Genomic DNA, 20,339 nt, shown 5'->3' on the forward strand with positions numbered 1-20,339 from the left:
GTGATGGATTCGAGCGTTTCCGCCGGCCTGTTCAATTCCGATTCCCGCCTCTATCGCCTGCAGGGCGAGGGCGCGTTGGCGTCGCTGCATGTCGAGGCCTGGATCGCGCGCGAAGCGCTCTGCGGCCTGGGCCAGTTGCGCGTGGTGGCGTTGTCGGACAATGCCGGCCTGCCATTGCAGGACATGATCTCGCGGCCCGTGACCCTGTGGACCACGCGCGCCGACGGCAGCCAGGCCGCGCGCAGCGGCGTGGTGCGCGAAGCCGAACTGCTGGCGGGCGACGCCGGCCTGGCGCGCTACCGCCTGACGGTGGTGCCGTGGCTGTGGCTGGCGACGCAGCGGCGCACCAGCCGCGTGTTCGAGGGCAAGCCGGTGCTGGACATTGTGCGCCAGGTGCTCGATGGCTATGAAGGCTTTGTCTACCGCGTTGCCGCCGACGTCGAGCCGGCGCTGGCCGGGCTGGCGCCGCGTCCCTACACCACCCAATACCGCGAAACCGACTACGACTTTTTGACGCGCCTGCTGGCCGAGGCCGGCCTGGGCTGGACCGTGCTGGAGGAGGAAAGCGTGCCGGCGCGCCATGTGGTGCAACTGTTCGCCGACAGCCGCCATCTGGCCGAGGATGCCGAGTCGGCGGGCGGCGGCATCCGCTTCCAGCGCGCCGGGGCCACCGAATCGCGCGACACGGTGCAGCGGCTGGCGCGCCGGCGCCGCCGCGTGCCGGACAGCATCACGCTCCTGGGCTGGCACGACAGCGGCAAGCGCGCGGTGGCGGCACAGGCGCGGGTCAGCGCGGCCGACGGCCAGAATGAGGCGGCCGCGCTGGACTGGTACGAAGTGGCCGGCCATGGCGGCTTTGCCGACGAGGCGCAGGCGCGGCGCCAGGCCGGGCTGGCCGGCGAAGCGCTGCGGGCGCGCGCCGAGACCTTCGTTGGCCTGGGCGTGGTGCGGACCTTCCGCTCGGGCACGCGCTTCACCTTGCGGGATCTGTCGGCGCTGGGGCCGGCGAACGAGCCCGGCTTCGAACCCGAGTTCGCGCTGGATCGCGTCGAGCACGTCGGCATCAACAACCTGCCGCCCGCGACCCGGGCCTCGTTGGCCCAGCGGCTCGGCGGCCTGGACGCGCATCTGGCCTTGGATATCGACGCCTTGCCCGAGCCGGGCGCGGAGCCGGACGACGCGGCTGGCCTGCGCCCCGATGCTTTCGTGTTGGCCAAGGCGCGCGAGGTCGGCTACGCCAACCGCTTCGAGGCGGTGCGCTGCGACCGCCCGTGGCGGCCGCGGTTGCCGCGGGCACGCGGCGCGCGCCTGAGCGGCGCGCCGTCGGTGCATGGCGTGCACACGGCAGTGGTGACCGACGCCGAGGGCGGCACTCAGCCCAAGGAGCAGGACGAGATCCTGCGCAACAAGCGCGGCGACGTGCGCATCAAGTTCCCGTGGCAGGCCGCTGGCGAAGGCCTGGCGGCCAGCCGCTGGGCGCGCGTGGCGCAGCGCCAGTCGGGCGCGGGCATGGGCATCAGCTTCGTGCCGCGCATCGGCCAGGAGGTGCTGGTGCGCTTTCTGGATGACGACATCGACCAACCCATCGTGGTGGGCGCGCTGTACAACGGCCGTGGCGAGGGCGGCACGCCGGCCACGCCGGGCGGCCGCCCGGGGGCCAAGGCCGACACGCAGGTCTACGCCGCCGCGCGCGACCACGCGCCCAGCGCCCAGGCCAACCTGGCCTCGGGCAACGCCCCGGCCTGGCATGGTGCGGCCGCGGGCGAGGACAACCACCGCAACGCGGCCGCGCTGAGCGGATTCAAGAGCAAGGAGTTCGGCGGCGCCGGCTACAACCAGATCGTGTTCGACGACACCGACGGCCAATTGCGCATGCAGATCAAGAGCAGCCAGGCGGCCTCGGAATTGAACCTGGGCCACCTGATCCACCAGGCCGGCAACTATCGCGGCGGCCTGCGTGGCGTGGGCGCCGAGCTGCGCACCGACGGCTACGGCGCGGTGCGCGGCGGCGCGGGCGTACTGCTGAGCACCTACGCGGCGACAGGCGCCAGCGCCGTCGGCGATGCGGCGGGCGTGCTGGCGCTGGCGGGCCAGACCGACCAGATGGCGCGTTCGCTGGACGGCGTGGCGGGCGCCCACCAGGGCCTGCGGCTGGCGACGGTGCAGGGTACCAAGGGCCCCGGCGCCAGCGTCCTGGACGCGGAGAAAGCGCCTTTGGCGGCCATGCACCGCACCGTCTCGGGCACGGTGGCGGGCGACAGCCTGGAAGGGGCGCGCGGCGATGCCAGCGCCAAGCACACGCAGGCCGCGCAAGGCAAAGTGCCGCACCCCACCGATCCGGTGGTGCTGATGGCGGCCCGGGCCGGCTTGGCGCAGGTGGCTGGCCAGCATCTGCAATACACGGCCGGCGAGGCGCTGCACTGGTCGGCCGGCAAGGATCAGAACCTGGCCGTGATGGGCGCGCTGCGCCTGCACACGGGCCAGGGTCTGGGCATCGTGGCCGGCTTGCAGCAGGGCGGAGCGGAGTCGGGGCTGGATCTGATCTCGGCCAAGGGCAATGTCGACGTGCAGGCCCAGCACGACATCCTGCGGGTGCAGGCGCAACAGGACCTCACCATCGGCAGCGCCCAGACGGCGGTGGAGTATGCCGCGCCCAAGCGCATCCGCATCGCCACGGCGGCCGGCGCCAGCATCGTGCTCGAAGGCGGCAACATCACCGTCACCGCGCCGGGCCGCATCGACGTCAAGACCGGCAACAAGCAGTTCGCCGGGCCGGACCGCCTGCCCTACGCCTTCCCGCAATTCACCGTCTGCAAGCAGTGCGTGCTGGATGCGCAGGATGGCGTGCAGTCGATCACTGACAAAGCGTGAGGGGCGGCATGATGGATTGGGAGTCCCGCCTCAACGACACGCTGGCACAGGCCGGCGAACTGGCTGCCGACAGCGGCGCCACATTGAATACTTTCCTGCTGGTGGATTTTCGCGGCCACGCCGAACTGGCCGGGCCGATCCGGGGCTGTGCGGATCTGAGCCATGGCTCGATCTGGGTGGGCACCGAACTGGCGATCTACGAAGACATCGCGCCGCTGTTGATCGAGGTCGATGACCTGACCCGTTTCGAACTATGGCGGGGCGCTGGCGAGCCGCGTACCTCGGCACTGCTGCGCCTGCTGACGCGGCTGCATCAGAACGACAGCGGCGTCTATGCGCTGACGCATCTCGTGTCGCCCTTGCCGCTGGCCGAACTGATGGCCCACTTCGCCTATTACGGGGAGTATGGCCTGCCCGATGGCCGCGAGTACTACCTGCACCTGTACGACAGCCGCATCCTGGATCGCGCCTTCCAGGTCTGGACGCCGGCCGAGCGCGCGCGCTTTCTGGCGCCGTTCAACCTGCTGCGCTACCCGCGTCGCGACGGCACCATGGCGCAGTGGACCGGCCCGGGCCAGCGGCCGGCCGCCGACGCGCCGCGGCAGCAGCCGTTCACGCTGGCGCAGCACCAGGCGCTGCTGGACCTGGACTACCCGGACAAACTGGCGGTGCAGATCCGCCGTATCTACCTGGGCGTGCTGGGCGAACTACGGCAGGACGAACTGGTTGCGCGCGTGACCGAACAGATGGCGCGGGCGCGCTCATACGGTATCGCGAGCGAGCGCGACATGCTGGACTACGTGGCGTGGGGCATCACGATTTCCCCGCGCTTTGACGAACACGAGGCGATCGCGCCGGCGTTGCGGGCCTTTCAGGGCGAGGGGCTGTCGCAGGCGTTGGCACATGTGCCTGACGCGGTGTGGGATGCGTTGCTGCGGGCGGAACAGGAGCAAGAGGGGAGTGCGGTATGAAGCATTGGTTTGTGAGTGTATTGCTGAGTCTCGGATTATTGGCCGGATGCAATGGCGAACCGGTCTACAAGGGCTTGAATGTCGTCACCTACAACTACACGCCCTGGGACGTGGATTGGGTGCAGATCAAGGACAGCGAAGGCAGGAAGGCGGCTTCCGGGGCAATCGGATCGGGCGGCGGCGAGGGTTCGGTGACGTGCTGCTATACCCTCAAAGGGACGGACTTCATCGTTTCATGGTCTGGCATCGACGGCGAAGAGGCGATCAAGCATCTCACCGACGGAAAAATGGACGAGTTGGCGTTCAACAGGGAAGGCAACGTGCACTTCGATCCGAAGGGAATCCCGGCGGGGGAAGGCCCTTTGTATCTGGAGCTGCACATTTACCCGGATGAACACATGGAAATGGCTTTGAGCCGTGAGCTCGTCGGGCAGACCCGTATTCCGATCGCCGATACCGCTGACTGGCTGTACAAGAACCATCGGGAGGCGTTCGGCGGTTATCGCGATATCTACGAGGTGATCCGGGTCGTGGGGAGAGTCACGAAAACGGCCTGGATCAAGTACAGGATCGAAGAAAAGCGCGATTTTCAGCAGTACATGCTTTTCTATTTCACCGTAGCGTCGAATTTCGATTCCGATCCGCAGATCGCGGCCCTGCTGTCGGCGCCGGGACGAAAGCCTGGCGATTTGGGCAAGGCGTTGGCCGAACTGCCAAAAGAAAAGATTGCGCAGTTGAAGAAAACCGGAACGCCGCCTGGAGATAAGAATGGTTGATCAGGCTGTACAACTGCCGGCGGTTGACCGAACACCGGCTTCCGTATTGAAGGCGATGGTGGAGCAGGACGCCGCCTATCCCAAAGACGATTGCCTTGAGTGCGGCGCGGTGATTCGCATTGGCTTTTTCTTCGATGGTTTTGGTCGCAACCGGGATGCGGACTTACCGCATCCGACGCTGTACTCAAATATCAGCAGGCTGTGGGAAGCACACTATGCGCCGAAGGATGGCGGACGCCCGGAAAAGCAATACTGGTTTCGATTCTATTGCTCCGGTCTGGGTACCGAGTTGAATGAGGATGCCACGGACGACAGCCTGTTCTATGGCGTGACAGTCGCTGGCAACAAGATGCTGAGCGAGGCGGCAAAGAATCTGAAATCCGCGGGAAAGAACATCACCCGCCTGGATGAGATCCCCGAGCATGATGTGGTCAAGCGTCTTAGCAGCGCGACGCAGAAGATGATCAAGGAAGGCTCCTTCCAGCCTATGGTCAAGGCATACAAGGACGTGGTCAAGGACGTCAAGACGCTGCCTGACAAAGTGGTTCGCATCTGGAACGCCTGGGATCCGGAGCGGATGGTCAATCGCGCAAAGGGAACCGTGCGGGGATTTTGGGCAGGATTCAAGAAGAATCCGCTGAAAGTGGCATGGACCGCGGGCAAGGAGACCGTCAAGACCACCGTTCTTGAAGGCGTACCCGTCATTCGCGACAACGAGACGGTTGCCTATCTGATGGGAACCGGCGTCGACGTGCGTGTCGACGCGGCCTTGGCGCAGTTGAAAAAGGCGTACGACGTCATCAGGGCCGAAACCAGCGTTCGGCATATTGAGATTTCGGTTTTTGGCGCTGATCGAGGCGGTGTCATCGCGCGCCAGTTCGTCAATGACGTCGTCAAGAAATACCGGCGCCGGCACGATCGTGATCTGGCGATCCTGGGGGAAAAAGGCGCGCCGGACGCCGCGATCCGCATCCGGTTCCTGGGCCTGTTCGATTCGGTGGCATCGATCATGGACGAAAACGCGTTCCTGAATTTCCTGCCGTTTACCGATCTGCTCAAGCAAACGTACAAGGATCGCACGTTGACCGTCCCCGCCGCGGTGGAAAAGTGCGTCCACTTTGCCGCCGGACACGAGTTGCGTTCGAATCAACGGCTGGATAGCCTGGAAAAGACGCGCGGCGAACAGTATCTGTATCCGGGTTCCAGCGGTGATGTGACCGGCGTCAGTCCCGAGGGCTCGTTGGGCGCCAGAACCGAGCTTTCGCGCGTCCCCTTGCGCGATATGCTGAACCTGGCCTTGGCGAATGGGGCGGCGCTGTACAGCATGGAAAAGCTGGCTGTTGCCAGGCCCCGCACTTATGGCAAATTCTCACTCGCGGCTGGCGTCAAAGAGGGCAATCAGACATACAACGCGATGGAACTGGTCGAGGCCTATCGCGGCGTCGTCAAGTATGAGCCCGGTGTCGATTTCGTACCCCACATGGAAGTCTTCCTGCGCTGGCTGGCGGTGCGTTACCAGGATCCCGTCTTCAAGAGCGAGCTGGCCGATCCCGCGGAGAAATGGATCAAGGATCGTGACTTCTTTACGCCGGAACAGGAATACAACGAAGAATTGCGCCGCGTGTCGGGGCTGTCCCGCGAAGAACGGGCAAAGCCCGAAAACACGGCCCGCCTGAAAGAGCTGGAGGCCCTGAAGAACGAACGCTGGGAGCGCGCGGCGGCCAGTCGCGGCGAGTTGCCGCCCAAGCGGTTCAAGCCGTTGTGGCAGCGGCTGGAGGAAGAATACCGGGCGCTGGAAGATGCCGAGCGCAAGGACGCCGAAGCGGAGCGCCGCCGGGAGGAAATCCGCCGCACCAACCCGGAGCTGGTGCGCCGCATCGAACAGGTGAACCAAGGGCCGCGCGATATGCAAAAGATGCGCAATGACATGATCGTGCGCCATGGCGGCAAACTGACCGAGGAAGACCAGCCCAAGGATCCGTTCGCCGATATGAAGGCCAGGCGCGCCACCGAGCAGCGCCTGCTGAACGTCTGGCGCGAGGCCAGCGCCGGCAAGAACCCGTTGCCGCCCAAGGTCATGGCGCTGTTCGACTTCCTGGTGCACGACGCCATGCTGAGCAGCTGGCCGGATCACCTGCTGGCCAGCACGACCCTGTATTTCCGCACGCGCGACAAGGACATTTTCGGCAAGACCGATTTCAAGGCCGAAGAGGCCAAGATGAAGACCGACACCGCCGCCGCGGCGCGCGTGGACCAGATGCGGGCGAATCTGGACGCGATGGCGCCGGCCCGGCCATGACCAGACGACGCCTGAGTCGGGCTCTGGCGATCACGTTGCTGGCGGGTTTGGCCGCGTGCGGCGGGGAGCCCGAGTACCGGGGGCTGAATTTGATCGCTTATAACTACACGCCTTGGGACATCGATATGATCCGTATTGCGGATAGCGCGGGGCGCACGGCCGGCTCCGGTGGCATGGGTGTCGGCGGGGGCGAGGGATCGGTGACGTGTTGCTATACCTTGAAAGGCACGGAGTTCAAGGTCGAATGGACGGGTATCGACGGCGAGGTGGCGATCAAGCACCTCTACGACGGTTCGCTGGACAGCTTGATGCTCCGCAGGGAAACCACGGTGCATTTTGACCCGACGCCCATCCCCCCTGGCGACGGGCCGTTGTACCTCGAACTGCACATCTATCCGGATGAGCATGTGGAATTGGCCCTGAGCCGCAAGCTGCTCGGACAGACGCGGTTCCCGCTCGTCGATACGGCTGATTGGTTGTACCGGGAATACCGCGGCGCGTTCGAAGATTACCGGGATGGCAATGAGGTCCTGCGCGTGCTTGGCAAAGTCGCCCGGACGGCGTGGGTCAAGTATCGCATCGTGGAGGAGCAAGACATGCGCCAATACATGCGCCTGTACTTCACCGTCGCGTCAAACTTCGACACCGACCCGCAAATCGCCGCGCTGCTGGCGCAACCCGGCCGCCAGCCGGGCGACTTCGCCAAGGCCGTCGCCGCGCTGCCCGAGGCGAGCATCGCGCGGTTGAAGGCCCGGGGCACGCCGCCGGGCGACAAGCGCGGCTGACCCCCGCCACGCTTACCGGGCCTGCACTTCGATCGTGACGGTATTGGACCGCACGCCGTTGGACTCGATATACACCTCGTACTTCGCCGGTTCCTTCGGCAACCCCACCTGCGCCGCCAGGTCGGTGCTGAACTGCGTGCCGACACTGATGCCCGGGCTGATCGGAATGCCCTTGGGCGGCCGCGAGCTGGCGATCTCGTCGACCTCGACGCCCGGTCGCGGGGCGCGGCGCGGGTATTCGTAGGCCACGCCTTCGTAGGTCTTGCCGGTCTGCGTGTCCACCGCGACGAAGCGCGGCAGTTGCTGGTTTTGCGACACCGGGATAATGCCCTGGGCGCAGACCGGGATCACCAGCGCGCCCGTGGCTTGCGGCCGCACGCGCACGGGCGCGGCGATGTTGAGCTGGTCCTCGCTGCCGTGGTTGGGCGGGATGCAGGCGTGGTCTTGCACGGTGCCGATGGGCGCGGTGGCGAAGGCGGGCGGGTCGATCCAGTCGATATTCATGGAAGCGGTCTGGGTAGCGGATGGGAAAGGCGCGCGCGAACCGCCGACGGTCCGCGCCGCGACGGGCGCGGCGGCCAGCGTGGCCGCGAGCAGCAGGGCCAGGGCCGGCGCCAGGCGGCGCCAGTTGTCAGAACGACGGCCAGCCACGGGACATATCCACTTTGCGCACTGCCTTGGCGCAGTGCACGCAATAACGGATGCTCTGGCAATCGCCGCCGAACATGACGCAGGCGCCGGTATGAGACGGGTCGGCCTGGCTGGCGGGCAGGCCGAAGTGGCAGTGGTTGCCGGCCTGGGAATAGAAGTAGGGCCCCTTGTCGAGCTTGGACGAATCCATGTCGGCTTCGTCGGGGTTGGCCTGAACCCATTCCGGGCCGCTCGGAACCATGCCGATCAAATGGCCGATTTCGTGGACCAGCGTTTCCTGCTGGTAGTTCATCGTGACCGGATCCCACGGCGACAGGGCCGCCACGCACAGCAGGTTGGTGTTGTAGAACGCGACCCCGGCGGCGGCGCTTTCCATCAGCCGCACGCGCAGGATCAACCTGCCGGTGGCGGGGATGGGCAGCAGCCCCGCCAGGCGGATGTTCAACGCATGGCAGGCCTTGGGCTCGGCCGGATCGTAAGGCACCGGGGTCAAGCGCTCGCGCGGAACCGGCACGCGCCGCACGCCGGCCGCCGGGTCGGTGTACTCGAACAGGCATTCCAGGAACCAGTCGACGTCCGGCTCGATATGGTGCCAGAGAAAGTTGACGGTGCCATCGGCGCTGACGAACTGAACCTCCTTGTCGCCGGCGCCGGGGCCGGCGCTGGCCTGCACGTAGATCGGTTGCACGGGCAGCATGGTTGCCAGCCGGTCGACGTGGCAGACCGCGATGGTGTACGGCGCGTGCGAGGGCCCCTGCGAACGGGGATAGACCGATCCGGCCAGTTGCCGCAGGCGCGCCTCGCCGCCGTCGGTGAAGACGTCGGTGTTGGCATCGCCGCGAGTGCTGACGGGCGGCAATTGCAGCACGTCCACGCCATGGCGGGCGTACTCGGTGGCGGTCGGCTGAAAACCGTGCGGGCGCGGCATCGTTTCCGGGCCGGGCAACATGATCTCCTGCAGATACAGGCGCCTGACGGTTTCCACCACTTCGGTCGAGATGATCTGGTTCTTGTCGTTGACCACTTCGAACAGATAGGTGTTCAGGCCGGCGGCCGGCAGCGCGATGTCGTCGACGGTCTTGGTGCCGTCGGGATCCGTGACATAGCTGTAGGAACGTTGACCGGGTTCGCGGTAGAGGGGCTGGCGGTTCTGTTCACGCGCCGAATACACGGCGTTGCCGGGACGCGGGCTGACCTTGACCGTGAAGCGGTGCTGGCCGGCCTTGTTGAACTTCACATGGATCTTGGGCTTGTTGGTCTGGCGGTCCAGGCTGTTGAGCGCCTGGCCGTCGTTCCAGCGTTCGGAGGCTTCGGCCAGGTTGACGTATTGCAGTTTGGCGCCGTTGCGCGCCTGATACGCCGACGGCGTGGCCGTCGAGGCGGCCGGTTCCGGACCCGCGCCAGCGTCCTGCCCGGCCGGCCGCGTGGCGCCGCCGGGCAGGCTGATGCCGGCCGCTTCCATTACGCGGCGGGCCAGGCCCGGATAGGGCGAGTTGGCCACCGCCGGGATGTTCATGATGGTCTCGGCCACCTTGGGCAAGGTGACGCTGGAGATACTGGGCGATTGCAGGATGGCGCCCACCACCGCGGGCACCGCCGAGTCGGTCAGGCCGGGCGTGCCGAGGATGGCGCCGGCCACCGCCGGCAGGTTGCCCTGGTTGACGTCGGGCATCGACAGCAGAGTGTTGACCGCCGAACCGAGCGCGGCGCCGCGGTCGCCCAGGGCGCCCATGGCCTGGGTCATCACCGGGCCGATGGCCGCGCCGACGCCGCCGCCGCCCGCCGCCGTCAGCCCCGAGGCTGCCGACAGCGCCGAGGCGGCCGAGGCATTGCCCATCGCGCCGGCCGCCTGCGAGGCCATCGCGGTGGCCTGGTTCGCCATTTCGCCGGCCTGCGCGACAGAGCCGGCCGCGTTGGTCAGTCCGGCGGGCATCGGCAGGGCGCTGGCAAGCGCGTCGCCAGCGCCCTGTGTCAGGGACGTGGCGCCGTCGTCGATCAGGGACTGGGCCGCGTTGCCGGCCATCGACGGCGCGCCGCCCGTCAGCGAAGGGGGGGCGCCGCCCATCAAGGACGGCGTGGCCGGCCCGAGCGCCGACCGCGCCATGCCGCCGGCCTTGGCGGCGGCGCCGGACACCAGGTTGGAGCCGGCTTGGGCCACCGTGCTCATGGTATTGCGCGCCATGGCGCCCACGTCCTGCACCGGCTTGAGCGCGGCATTGGCCATGGACTTGGCCTGATCCAGCATGCCCGACGCGGTGTTGGTGGCGCTGGCAAGCCCTTTGGAGACGGCGGTGGCGCCGCTGGCCAGGGCCGAGCCGATGCCGTCCGCCGATGCGGCGCCGCCAGCGGCGTCGGCCGCGCCGGCCGCGTCCAGGGCCTGCGCCGATGCGTTCTGCACCGCCTTCATGGCGGCCGGCCGGTGCACCAGTTCGGCCGTCACCAGCATCGGGTCGCCGACCTGGCTGGATGGCAGCGCGGGCAGGGCGGCGGCGTCGCTGGCCGGCCCGATCAGGTTGTGCGAGGCGCCCTTGACGGAAAACATGCCGGGGCCCTTGAAGACGATGTCTGCTCCGTCCATGACGATGGCCCCGCCGGCCGCCTGCAGGGTGATGCGGGTGTTCGCCAGGATCTCGATGCTGTCGGTGGTGGAGGTGACGGTGATGTCCTGGCCCGCCAGCATTTCCAGCATGTCGGTGTGCGCGTGGATCGACACCGGCGCATTGGCGGCGATGGCGCGCAGGCCGCCGTCCTGCACGAACAGGCTGGTGGCGCGGCCCGAGGCGCTGGCGAAGGTCTGGCGCGCCGCGACGTGGCCGTCGGCCTGCGTCGTCGCGTGCAGGTTTTCGCTGGCGTGCAGGATCGCGGTGGCCGGGGTCGCCAGGTTCAGCGAGGTCGGCGCGTCGATCAGCATCCGGGCGCCGTCGATGCGTTCGACCGGCTCGGTGCCGCCGCGCTCGTTGGCGCTGGCCTTCACCGCCTGCTGGCCGCCGACGCTGCCGGCGTAGCGGCCGTCCGCTTTGGGGTCCAGCGCCTGGATCAAGGGATTGAACTGTTCGTTGGCCGCCAGCGGGCGCGCCTGGCTTTGCGTGGCCAGGGTGTCGATACGCTGCGCCGAATGCTGCGCGCCACGCAGCAACAGCAAGGCTTCCTGCGCATCGGCCTGGGTCGAGCGGGCGCTTTCGCGGGCGTTGGCCGACAGCAACATGCCCTGGCCCGAGCGCACCACGATCCAGGCGTCCGAACGCAGTTCGAAGCCGGTGCCGCGCCATTGGCCGCGCGAGGAGTCGTTCGCGCCTTGCTGCACCAGGTAGCCCAGCCCCAACTGCGAGGCGGCGATGGAACTGGACAAGCGCGTGCGCACCTGGCCGGCGGTGTCGTCGAACAGCCACTGGCTGTGCCCCTGGCCGTCCAGGCCCTGGCTGTGCCAGCCGCTGAGCGTGCCGGGATGGTTGGCGTCGCCATCCACGCCGGCGCTCCAGGGCGGCAGGTCGCTGTCGTTGTAGAGCTGCGCCACCACCACGGGCTGGTCGATGTCGCCGTCGAGGAATTCCACCACCACTTCGGTGCCCTGGCGCGGCAGGTGATGGGCGCCCCAGTTGGGGCCGGCCTGCGCGCCGGTCACGCGCAGCCAGGTGCCGGAGCGGTCGTCGCCGGGGGCGTTGCCGGCGTCATCGCCGTGGCTGCGGTGGCGCAGCCCGCCGGGCAGCGGCCGCTCGCCCCGCTGCCACGGAAATTGCACCTTGACGCGCAGGTCGCGGCCGGTGGTGACGTTGGCGTCCTGCGCTGTTACCACCAGCGCGGTCACGCCCTCGGGGGCGGTCGGCCGCGCGCGCCAGGCCGGCAGCAGCGCGGCCGTGGCCGGCTGGGCGCCGAAGCCGTTGCGGTAGGCGCCGTGCTCCAGGTCGGGCGCGTCCAGCGCCTGGGCCGCCTGGCTGCCCAGGTTGTTGGCGGCTTCGTGCTCCACCCACAACAGGGTGTAGTGGTTGCCGCCCAGTTCGTCGCCGGCCGCGCCTTCGCCCGGCGTGTAACGGTCGTGCTGGGTCAGCGTGAAGACATGGCCTGGCATCATCTGGCGGGCGCTGCCGCCGCCTTCGAAGCGCAGCGCGCGCGCCTCGTGGGCCTGCAGGCTGCGGTGGGCGAGCTGTTCGGCCGTGGCGTCGTCCGGATGGCGGCCATGACCATCGTAGTCGTAGTCTTCCAGCCGCGGCAGCGCGCTGGCGTCCAGGGCCGACTCGGCGTGGGCGCCGTGCGCCAGCAGCGCGCGGTCGTTCCAGGCGACGCGGGTGACGGCGTTGGCGCGGACCGCGCGCGCCGCTCCGAAGCGCGTGACGCTGTCTTCGGTTTCGGTGGCGTCACTGCGATGAAAGCGCAAGGTGGCGGCGGGGTTGGCGGGCTGCGCGGCGCGCGCGTCGAACACCACCAGGCGGTGGCGCGCGCCGCCGCCTTCGGCCTGGCCGTCGGTCTGTTGGTGGTCGAAGCGAAAACTCAGGCCGGCCTCGGCCATCAGCCGCAGCACGAATTCCAGGTCGGTTTCCCGGTATTGGGTGCGCACCGGGCGCGGCGTCAGCGGTTCGCGGATGTCGAAGGCGAACGCGGCCTGCGGGTAGTCGGCGAACACTTCGGTGAGGATGTCGGTGACCGACTTGTCCTGGAATATGAAGCTGTCGCGGCGCAGCCGCAGCGTCGCCAGCCAGGGCGCGGCGTGCAGGCGGTAGCGCGCCAGGCCGCCGTCCGCGCCCAGCGCGTCGACGCCTTCGACCACCGCGTGCCAACGCCGCCGCCCGCCGTCGGCCAGCAGCAGGCTGACGCTGATCTCCTTGCCCAGCAGGGGTTCGATATCCAGTTCGGCGGATGCGCAAAGGCAGTCCAGCGTCAGCGCGAACAGCTCGGAAACGCCTTCACGCAGGTGCATGCGTTCGACGGCCAGCGCCTCGCCCAGCGGCGTTTCGACTTGCAGCAGGCGGGCGTTCTGCGACAGCGCGGCGACATCCAGGCTGCGATAGCCCGCGGATGGGGAGGAACGATCGATCATGGTGCGTGGCGGGATGCGTGAACCTTCAAGGCAGCGAGATGGTCAGGTGGGCGGCGCGCGGCCCGAGCTTGACGATGTCGTGGTAGGGCGCCATGGCGGTCTGCATGTCGCCGTTCAGGAAGTGGGCCATGCCCAGGTAGGCCAGCAGGCCCAGCAGCGCGAACAGCGCGCCGACGCTCCACAGCGGCACGTCGCGCTTGAGCGTGTGGGCGATCTTGTCGGGCAGCGGCCAGTGCGGCGCGAAGCCGGCGCGCTTGCCGCGCAGCAGCGCGATCTCGTCGCCCAGCCGCGCGGTCAGGTAGCCGAGTTTCTCCTGGCCTTCGATCATGTACTTGCCCTGGAAGCCCAGCAGCAGGCACATGTAGAACACCTCCAGCGATTGCAGCCGGGGCGCGCCCTGGGCGCGCAGGTCTTCCAGGCGCGCGAAGAAGTTTTCGCCGGCCAGTTGCTCGCCGAACAGCGTCAGTTGCAGCGGTTGCAGCATCCACGCGTCGCGGATCGAGAAGCCCGAATTCAGCACGGTCTCGTCGACCGCGGCGCAGAACGCGTATTTGGTGGCGTAGACGTCCTCGGCCGGGATGTCGAGCTTCTTGGCGCTGCGTTCGAAGTCCGCCAGGAACTGCTGCACCCGCGCCGAGAACGAGGCTGCGCTGGCCGGCTCCTGGCCGCTCTTGAGCAGGAACAGCATCAGGAAACCGTCGTACAGCAGGTCCAGCAGCGACTTGGCGGGACGCGATCCGTAGAAATCGGCGGCACGGGGAGGGAGCGAGGCTCCGGGCATCAGAGAGGGCGCGGCGGTGGTCATGGCGGGCTCTTTCAGTAAGCGTCGGGGGGGCGTCGGGTGGGGCGGGCGCGGGTCAGCGGGTGACGGCGATCAGATCCAGTTTCAGTTCGGGAATGCCGGATGGCGCGTAGATGGCGATGCTGCGGGCCTGCAGCATGCGGTCGTACAGCGAACCGCGCGTCTGCAGGGCGAAGTAGCAGGCGCCGGGCTTGACCGGCACGGCCGGCGGCACCTGGGGCGTATAGGCCAACTGCACGCCGGGCATGGCCGACAGCACCAGCTTCTCGACATCGTCGGGCGCGCCGACCTTGAAGCGCAGCGGCACGGTCTCGGCCAGTTCGCTGGCCGGCGTGGCGGCCGACACCGACAGGTACAGCGCGGTGGTTTCGTCGAGCTTGTCGGAATCGAGCCGGCCGACGTGGAACGAAGGCCGCAGCTCTTCGAGCACGATCGAGAAGTAGCGGGTCGAGATGACGGTGTCGAGCAGGTCGCGCAGAATCGTGTCGAGCTGCGCAAAGGCGGCGCCCGGCTGTTCGTGGCGGTACACCGGCAGGTCGGCCAGCGTGTGCACCTTCGAGAAGGTCATCAGCGCCCCGGCCAGGCGCAGCATTTCCTGGAACAGGCGTTCCGGATGCAGTTGCGGGTTGTGGAACAGGTGCGACAGCGCCGCATAGGCTTCGTTGGCGGTGTGCAGCAGCCAGAACGAGGCCACGTCGCCCGAGCGGAACTCGATGATGTTCTTGTTGGGTTCGCGATGAAAGCCGTAGAGCGCGTTGACCTTGGCCTGCAATGCGTCGAGCAGGCGGCGCAACTGCTCGAACAGCGCGCCGCAGGCCTGCACCGTGAGGCTGGGCGCGATGAAGCTGGTGTCCAGCTCGTAACCGGCGCTGGCGGTGCGGCGCACACGCGCCACCGGAATCGTCAGCAGCGCATCGCGCGGTTCGTGTTCCGACAGCAGCCGCACGTTCTTGCGCAGGAATGCCAGTTCGGCGGTGCTGGCGTTGGTGTAGAGGTCGGGGGCGGGGCTGTCCTGGTGCGCGTAGCGGGCGTCGAAGCCCTGGCCTTGCCGCGCGTCGCGGTAGTTGCCGCCGATGTCCTTCATCGGATGCAGGGCCAGGTAGAACACGGCCTCGCTGGCGCCATCGAGCCCGTCCAGCGCCACGGCGGGCGGCAGGTCGTCGTTGTGCGGCGCGTTGTAGATTTCGCCGTCGGGAAAGATCGCCGACAGCTCGGTGGCGCGCAGCATGCCGTTGGCCAGCGCGGCGGCGTCAAAGCGCGCGGCGCGCAGGCCCCACGAATACGGATGCAGCGCGCGGCTCATCTCCGCCAAGCGGGCTTCATGATAGGCGTCCTGGCGCTGAAAATGCTGGGGCCGCAGGAACAGCCCCTCTCCCCACAAAATCTTCGCTGAATAACTCACGTTGGCGGGCTCTCGTTATGGCTAGCTATATAAAGAGGACGTTTCGGTAACCGCATCCGGCTCGCGCCGCGCTCAGTTCGGACATGGCAACGAACCGAGCCGCGACGGATCGAACGCGGGCATGCCCGGCGGCAGCACGATCTTGCCGGTGGCGACCGTCATGGCGCAGGCATGCGCGCCCAGCACGATGCCGGTGTCTTCGACCGCTTTGACCTCGAACACATATTTCCAGCGCTGCGGCGCGGGCGCGTAAAACAAGGCGGCAACGGCGATATACGCGGCGCCCTTGGGCACCTTCTCGACGTTCTCGAAACGCTGGCCTGGCGTCAGGGTGATTTCGCGCGAAGCGATGAGACTATCGCCCAGTGCCGCCTTCTCCTGCGCAGTATCAACCAATTGCGTGAGCGGTGCGCGCTGAAATGCCTCGGCGTTCTTCAAATAGTATGCTTTCGTAACGACGGCGGTTGGCTGGCCGCTGCTCGCATTCAAATTTTCTCCGGCGTGTATCGCCAATTTCACGTCCGTGGGCGCATTCGGATCCTTTTTCAGGCCGGCCGCATCGAGTGCGGTGCCGGTGATTCCGGCGACGGCGCCAAGGGCGGAAACCGCCGCACAACCATTAATGACGGGCACTGCCGCGATGAGCATCGTGGCCGCCAGGCATCGCGATAAATTGAGATGTTTTGACATGGCTCTTTATACCGGATGATTGCGACAACATACAGATGACGGCGTGTTGAGCGACATTTCGCGGCGCGTTACATGACGTAATGCACTGTAGTGGTGTACTAACAAAAAGTTGTTGAAATACGCGGCCCTTGGTTACATCAGACACGTGCCCAAAAAATGCAACTTTCCCGGTATTTCCTCATAGGTGGCATGGTGGTGTTAATGGCCGGTTGCGCCACCACCAGCAAGCCTCAGTCGGACGCTGAATACAAGCAGTCGATCGCCCAGGCCACCGAGACGCTGGCCAACAAGGGGGGAGACGAGGCCGTTGCGCAATTCCAGGAAATCGCGCAACGCAATCCCTCGCGTGGCGAGCCCTGGTCGTACATCGCCAAGATCCGTTTCGACGAGCAGAAGTACGGGGAAGCCATCGTCGCCGCCGACGAAGCGCTGAACCGCGACGCCAATGACTTCACCGCCAAGACGGTGCGCGCTGTCGGCGGTTTGCGGGTCGCCATGCAATCGCTGGCCGACCTGCGCGCCGACACGCTGCTGGCGGGCAATGCGCGCAACGACGCGGTGGCCCTGGCCGCCGCCATGCGCGAAACGCTGGGCCAGGATGTGTTGTTCCCCGAGGGCCGCAAGCCGCCGCGCAGTGGCGGCACGCGTCCGCCCAAGCCGCGCAATGACAGTGCCGCCACGGCGACGCCGGCGGCTGGTGCGCCTGCCAGCGCCACGCCCGCGTCCGCTACGCCGGCTGCCGCCAGCAGCAGCGGCGCCAGCGCGGCGCCCGCGGCCCGGCCGGCATCCACCAGCGGCGCCACGCCGTCGACCCAGACGGCGCCGCCTGCCTCGGGCCGCGCGCCGGATCCGTTCGGCAATCTCCTCAATAAACCCTGATCGGCCCGCCGGGCCCGGCTGGCCGGGCCCGCTTGCCTTCGTCAATACGCATCCGCTTGGAGCCCTCCATGGCTAAGAAAGAAAGCGTTCAGAAAAGACTCCAGAAAGTACGCCCGCCGCGCGTTCAGTTGACCTATGACGTCGAGAAGGGCGACGCGATCGAGCAGAAGGAACTGCCCTTTGTCGTGGGCGTGGTGGGCGACTTCAGCGCGCAGTCGGAAGCCGAGCTGCCGCGCCTGAAGGACCGCAAGTTCGTCAACATCGATGTCGACAACTTCGACGACGTGATGCGCGGCCTCGAACCGCGCGCCGCCTACCGCGTCAAGAACCGCCTGACCGACGAGGGCGGCACCTTCGGCGTCGACCTGAAGTTCCGCTCGATCGAAGACTTCCGCCCCGAGGCCGTGGTGCAGCAGATCGAGCCGCTCAAGGAATTGCTGGAGATCCGCACCAAGCTGGCCGACCTGCGCAACAAGCTGGCCGGCAACGACAAGCTGGAAGACCTGCTGGGCGAAGTGCTCAGCAGCACGGAAAAACTGCAGCAACTGACCAGCGAAGCCGGCAAGGACGGCAAGGGAGGCAGCAATGAGTAATTCCGCCGCCGCGCAGAACGCGTCCACTCCGGCCGCCGCCGCCGATTCGGGCCTGCTCGACCAGATCGTCGAGCAGAGCCGGGTGGCCAAGTCCAGCGCCGAGCACGATCGCGCCAAGGACCTGATCGGCGAACTGGCGCGCGAAGTCATGAAGGGCACCGTGGTGGTGTCGGACAACCTGTCGGCCATGCTCGATGCCCGCGTGGCCGAGCTCGACCGTCTGATCTCCGCGCAGCTCAGCGAAGTCATGCACGGCGCCGAGTTCCAGAAGCTCGAAAGCACCTGGCGCGGCCTGCATTACCTGTGCCAGGAAAGCAACACCGGGCCGATGCTCAAGATCAAGGTGCTCAACGTCACCAAGCGCGACCTGGTGCGCGACTTCCAGACCGCCATCGACTTCGACCAGAGCTTGATGTTCAAGAAGGTCTACGAAGAGGAATTCGGCACCTTCGGCGGTTCGCCCTTTGGCGCGCTGCTGGGCAATTTCGAGATCACCCGCCAGCCCGAGGACATGTACTTCATCGAGCAGATGTCGCATGTGGCCGCGGCCTCGCACGCGCCGTTCATCGCCTCGGCCTCGCCCGAGCTGCTGGGCCTGGACAGCTTCGCCGACCTGGGCCGCCCGCGCGACCTGGCCAAGGTGTTCGACACGGTCGAATACACCAAGTGGCGCAGCTTCCGCGATTCCGAGGACTCGCGCTATGTCGGCCTGACCATGCCGCGTTTCCTGGGCCGCCTGCCGTACGACCCGAAAGAGGGCACCTCGGTGGAAGGCTTCAACTTCGTCGAGGATGTCGACGGCACCGACCATTCCAAGTACCTGTGGTGCAACGCCGCCTGGGCCTTCGGCGCGCGCCTGACGGCGGCCTTCGCCGACTTCGGCTGGTGCGCGGCGATCCGCGGCGTCGAAGGCGGCGGTCTGGTCGAGAACCTGCCGACCCACACCTTCAAGACCGACGACGGCGAGATCGCGCTGAAATGCCCGACCGAAATCGCCATCACCGACCGGCGCGAGAAGGAGCTGAGCGACCTCGGCCTGATCCCGCTGGTGCATTGCAAGAACTCCGACTACGCGGCGTTCTTCGGCGCCCAATCGGTGCAGAAGGCCAAGAAATACAACACCGACAGCGCCAACGCCAACGCGGTGCTGTCGGCGCAGTTGCAGTACATCTTTTCGGTGTCGCGCGTGGCTCACTACCTGAAGGCCATGATGCGCGACAAGATCGGCAGTTTTGCGTCCGCGCAATCGGTCGAGAGCTTCCTGAACCGCTGGGTCTCGCAGTACGTGCTGTTGGACGACAACGCCAACCAGGAGCAGAAAGCGCAATTCCCGCTGCGGGAAGCATCGGTGCAGGTAGCCGAAGTGCCGGGGCGTCCCGGCGTGTTCCGGGCCGTGGCGTTCCTGCGGCCGCATTTCCAACTCGACGAGCTGTCGATTTCCCTGCGCCTGGTGGCGGAACTGCCCGCCCAGGCCCAGAAATCGTGATGACCGTCTGATCCAAAGCTTTTAACCGGAGAGTACTTTAATGAAGGACATCTACGTCAAATTCGGCAATCCCGCCCTCAAGGGCGAGTCCCAGGACAAGGATCACCCGGACTGGATCGAAGTCGGTTCCTGGCGCCACGAGATTATCCAGCCGCGTTCGGCCACCGCCTCGACTTCGGGCGGCCACACCGCCGAGCGCACCGAGCACGGCGAAATGGTCTTCACCAAGGACTTGGACGTGGTCAGCCCGCTGCTGTACCAGCACGCCTCGGGCGGCACCACCTTTGACGAAGTGACCATCGATTTCCTGCGCGCCGACGGCGAGGGCAACCGCGTCAAGTACCTGGAAATCAAGCTCAAGTACGTGATCATCTCGCGCGTGGCGCCGGAAGTGGTCAGCGAAGGCCTGCCGCACGAATCGTTCTCGCTGAAGTACGCCGCGGTGCAGTGGAAGTACACGCAGCAGAAGGTCGGCGGCAACCAGGGCGGCAATTCCCAGGGCGCCTGGAGCCTGACCAAGAACGACAAGACCTACTCGGTCTGACCCCGACCGCGCGCCAAGGCGAAGGCCGCGGCCCCACGGCGGGCCGCGGTTTTCCGGAAAGAGGTCCGTGATGAAGGGATTCGAGCCCAGCCTGTTCGACAAGTTGTTCGATGCCGACGGCGCGGTGCCGCACGCGCTGCGCCGCCTGTCCGTCGAGGAAATCAAGGAAACCGTCGCGCGCGACATTGAGGCCCTGCTCAATACCCGCATGGTCTTCACCGAGGCGTCGCTCAAGCGCTATCCGAATTGCCAGCGCTCGATCCTGACCTACGGCCTGTCGGATTTCTCGGGGCTGAGCCTGGCCAGCCACTACGATCGGGAATTCATCTGCCGGTCGCTGGAGCAGGCCATCGCCCGCCACGAGCCGCGCTTGACACACGTGCGGGTGGTGTTGCAGGTCGACAGCCGCGCCACGTCGGTGCTGTATTTCGCGATCACGGCGATGCTGGACGTCGGCCCGGCCCATGAACCGGTGACGTTCGACGCGACCCTGCAGCCCTCGACGCTGCAGTATTCGGTCAGCAAGGGCTGGGCCAAGGCCGCGGCGGCCGCCTGAAA

The 20,339-nt window shown here is 67.0% G+C and carries 15 protein-coding genes; 10 read left to right on the plus strand and 5 right to left on the minus strand.

What is annotated here, in order from left to right:
• The first annotated feature begins 3 nt into the window (after positions 1-3).
• The 5 genes from ACN6O8_RS06495 to ACN6O8_RS06515 are packed head-to-tail and all read left to right on the plus strand — an operon-like array spanning position 4 to position 7,702.
• Positions 4-2,871, plus strand: coding sequence for a type VI secretion system Vgr family protein (locus ACN6O8_RS06495; protein WP_427990253.1), 2,868 nt, complete (start codon positions 4-6; stop codon positions 2,869-2,871).
• Positions 2,872-2,879: 8 nt separating this feature from the next.
• The gene (locus ACN6O8_RS06500) at positions 2,880-3,842 is read left to right on the plus strand and encodes a DUF4123 domain-containing protein (RefSeq protein ID WP_427990254.1); all 963 of its coding nucleotides are present in this window, start codon (positions 2,880-2,882) and stop codon (positions 3,840-3,842) included.
• Positions 3,839-4,618: a hypothetical protein gene (locus ACN6O8_RS06505; protein WP_427990255.1), complete on the plus strand. Its 780-nt coding sequence runs from the start codon at positions 3,839-3,841 to the stop codon at positions 4,616-4,618. The genes ACN6O8_RS06500 and ACN6O8_RS06505 overlap by 4 nt, the downstream gene beginning before the upstream one ends.
• Positions 4,611-6,917, plus strand: a complete 2,307-nt coding sequence (locus tag ACN6O8_RS06510; protein WP_427990256.1) for a hypothetical protein — start codon at positions 4,611-4,613, stop codon at positions 6,915-6,917. The genes ACN6O8_RS06505 and ACN6O8_RS06510 overlap by 8 nt, the downstream gene beginning before the upstream one ends.
• A complete protein-coding gene (locus tag ACN6O8_RS06515) occupies positions 6,914-7,702 on the plus strand; it encodes a hypothetical protein (RefSeq protein ID WP_427990257.1) in 789 nt (262 codons plus the stop codon). The genes ACN6O8_RS06510 and ACN6O8_RS06515 overlap by 4 nt, the downstream gene beginning before the upstream one ends.
• A 12-nt stretch (positions 7,703-7,714) precedes the next feature.
• Here the strand turns inward: ACN6O8_RS06515 and ACN6O8_RS06520 are convergent, their stop codons facing one another.
• From ACN6O8_RS06520 to tssJ, 5 genes are all read right to left on the minus strand, one after another.
• A complete protein-coding gene (locus ACN6O8_RS06520) occupies positions 7,715-8,353 on the minus strand; it encodes a hypothetical protein (protein ID WP_427990258.1) in 639 nt (212 codons plus the stop codon).
• The gene (locus ACN6O8_RS06525; RefSeq protein WP_427990259.1) at positions 8,334-13,385 is read right to left on the minus strand and encodes a type VI secretion system Vgr family protein; all 5,052 of its coding nucleotides are present in this window, start codon (positions 13,383-13,385) and stop codon (positions 8,334-8,336) included. The genes ACN6O8_RS06520 and ACN6O8_RS06525 overlap by 20 nt, the downstream gene beginning before the upstream one ends.
• Before the next feature lie 25 nt (positions 13,386-13,410).
• Positions 13,411-14,190: a type IVB secretion system protein IcmH/DotU gene (icmH, locus tag ACN6O8_RS06530; protein WP_427990260.1), complete on the minus strand. Its 780-nt coding sequence runs from the start codon at positions 14,188-14,190 to the stop codon at positions 13,411-13,413.
• A gap of 52 nt (positions 14,191-14,242) precedes the next feature.
• Positions 14,243-15,589, minus strand: coding sequence for a type VI secretion system baseplate subunit TssK (tssK, locus tag ACN6O8_RS06535; protein ID WP_427990261.1), 1,347 nt, complete (start codon positions 15,587-15,589; stop codon positions 14,243-14,245).
• Between the two features lie 72 nt (positions 15,590-15,661).
• Positions 15,662-16,279, minus strand: a complete 618-nt coding sequence (gene tssJ / locus ACN6O8_RS06540) for a type VI secretion system lipoprotein TssJ (protein WP_427990262.1) — start codon at positions 16,277-16,279, stop codon at positions 15,662-15,664.
• Positions 16,280-16,435: 156 nt separating this feature from the next.
• Between tssJ and ACN6O8_RS06545 the strand changes: the two genes are divergently transcribed.
• The 5 genes from ACN6O8_RS06545 to tssE all read left to right on the plus strand — a co-directional run bounded on the left by ACN6O8_RS06545 (position 16,436) and on the right by tssE (position 20,337).
• Complete coding sequence (locus tag ACN6O8_RS06545; protein WP_427990263.1) at positions 16,436-17,158, plus strand: hypothetical protein; 723 nt, start codon at positions 16,436-16,438, stop codon at positions 17,156-17,158.
• A 68-nt stretch (positions 17,159-17,226) separates the two neighbouring features.
• Entirely contained in the window at positions 17,227-17,751 is a 525-nt protein-coding gene (tssB, locus tag ACN6O8_RS06550; protein ID WP_006384072.1) for a type VI secretion system contractile sheath small subunit, read from the plus strand.
• The gene (gene tssC, locus ACN6O8_RS06555; protein ID WP_427990264.1) at positions 17,744-19,237 is read left to right on the plus strand and encodes a type VI secretion system contractile sheath large subunit; all 1,494 of its coding nucleotides are present in this window, start codon (positions 17,744-17,746) and stop codon (positions 19,235-19,237) included. Before tssB ends, tssC begins: the two co-directional genes overlap by 8 nt.
• Positions 19,238-19,277: 40 nt before the next feature.
• Positions 19,278-19,781 carry an Hcp family type VI secretion system effector gene (locus tag ACN6O8_RS06560; RefSeq protein WP_006384074.1) on the plus strand — a complete coding sequence of 168 codons (504 nt, stop codon included), beginning with the start codon at positions 19,278-19,280 and terminating at the stop codon, positions 19,779-19,781.
• A gap of 70 nt (positions 19,782-19,851) precedes the next feature.
• A complete protein-coding gene (gene tssE, locus ACN6O8_RS06565; RefSeq protein WP_427990677.1) occupies positions 19,852-20,337 on the plus strand; it encodes a type VI secretion system baseplate subunit TssE in 486 nt (161 codons plus the stop codon).
• Positions 20,338-20,339: the final 2 nt, after the last annotated feature.

This window comes from Achromobacter sp. (genome assembly GCF_050285565.1).
Taxonomy (GTDB): Bacteria; Pseudomonadota; Gammaproteobacteria; order Burkholderiales; family Burkholderiaceae_B; genus Achromobacter.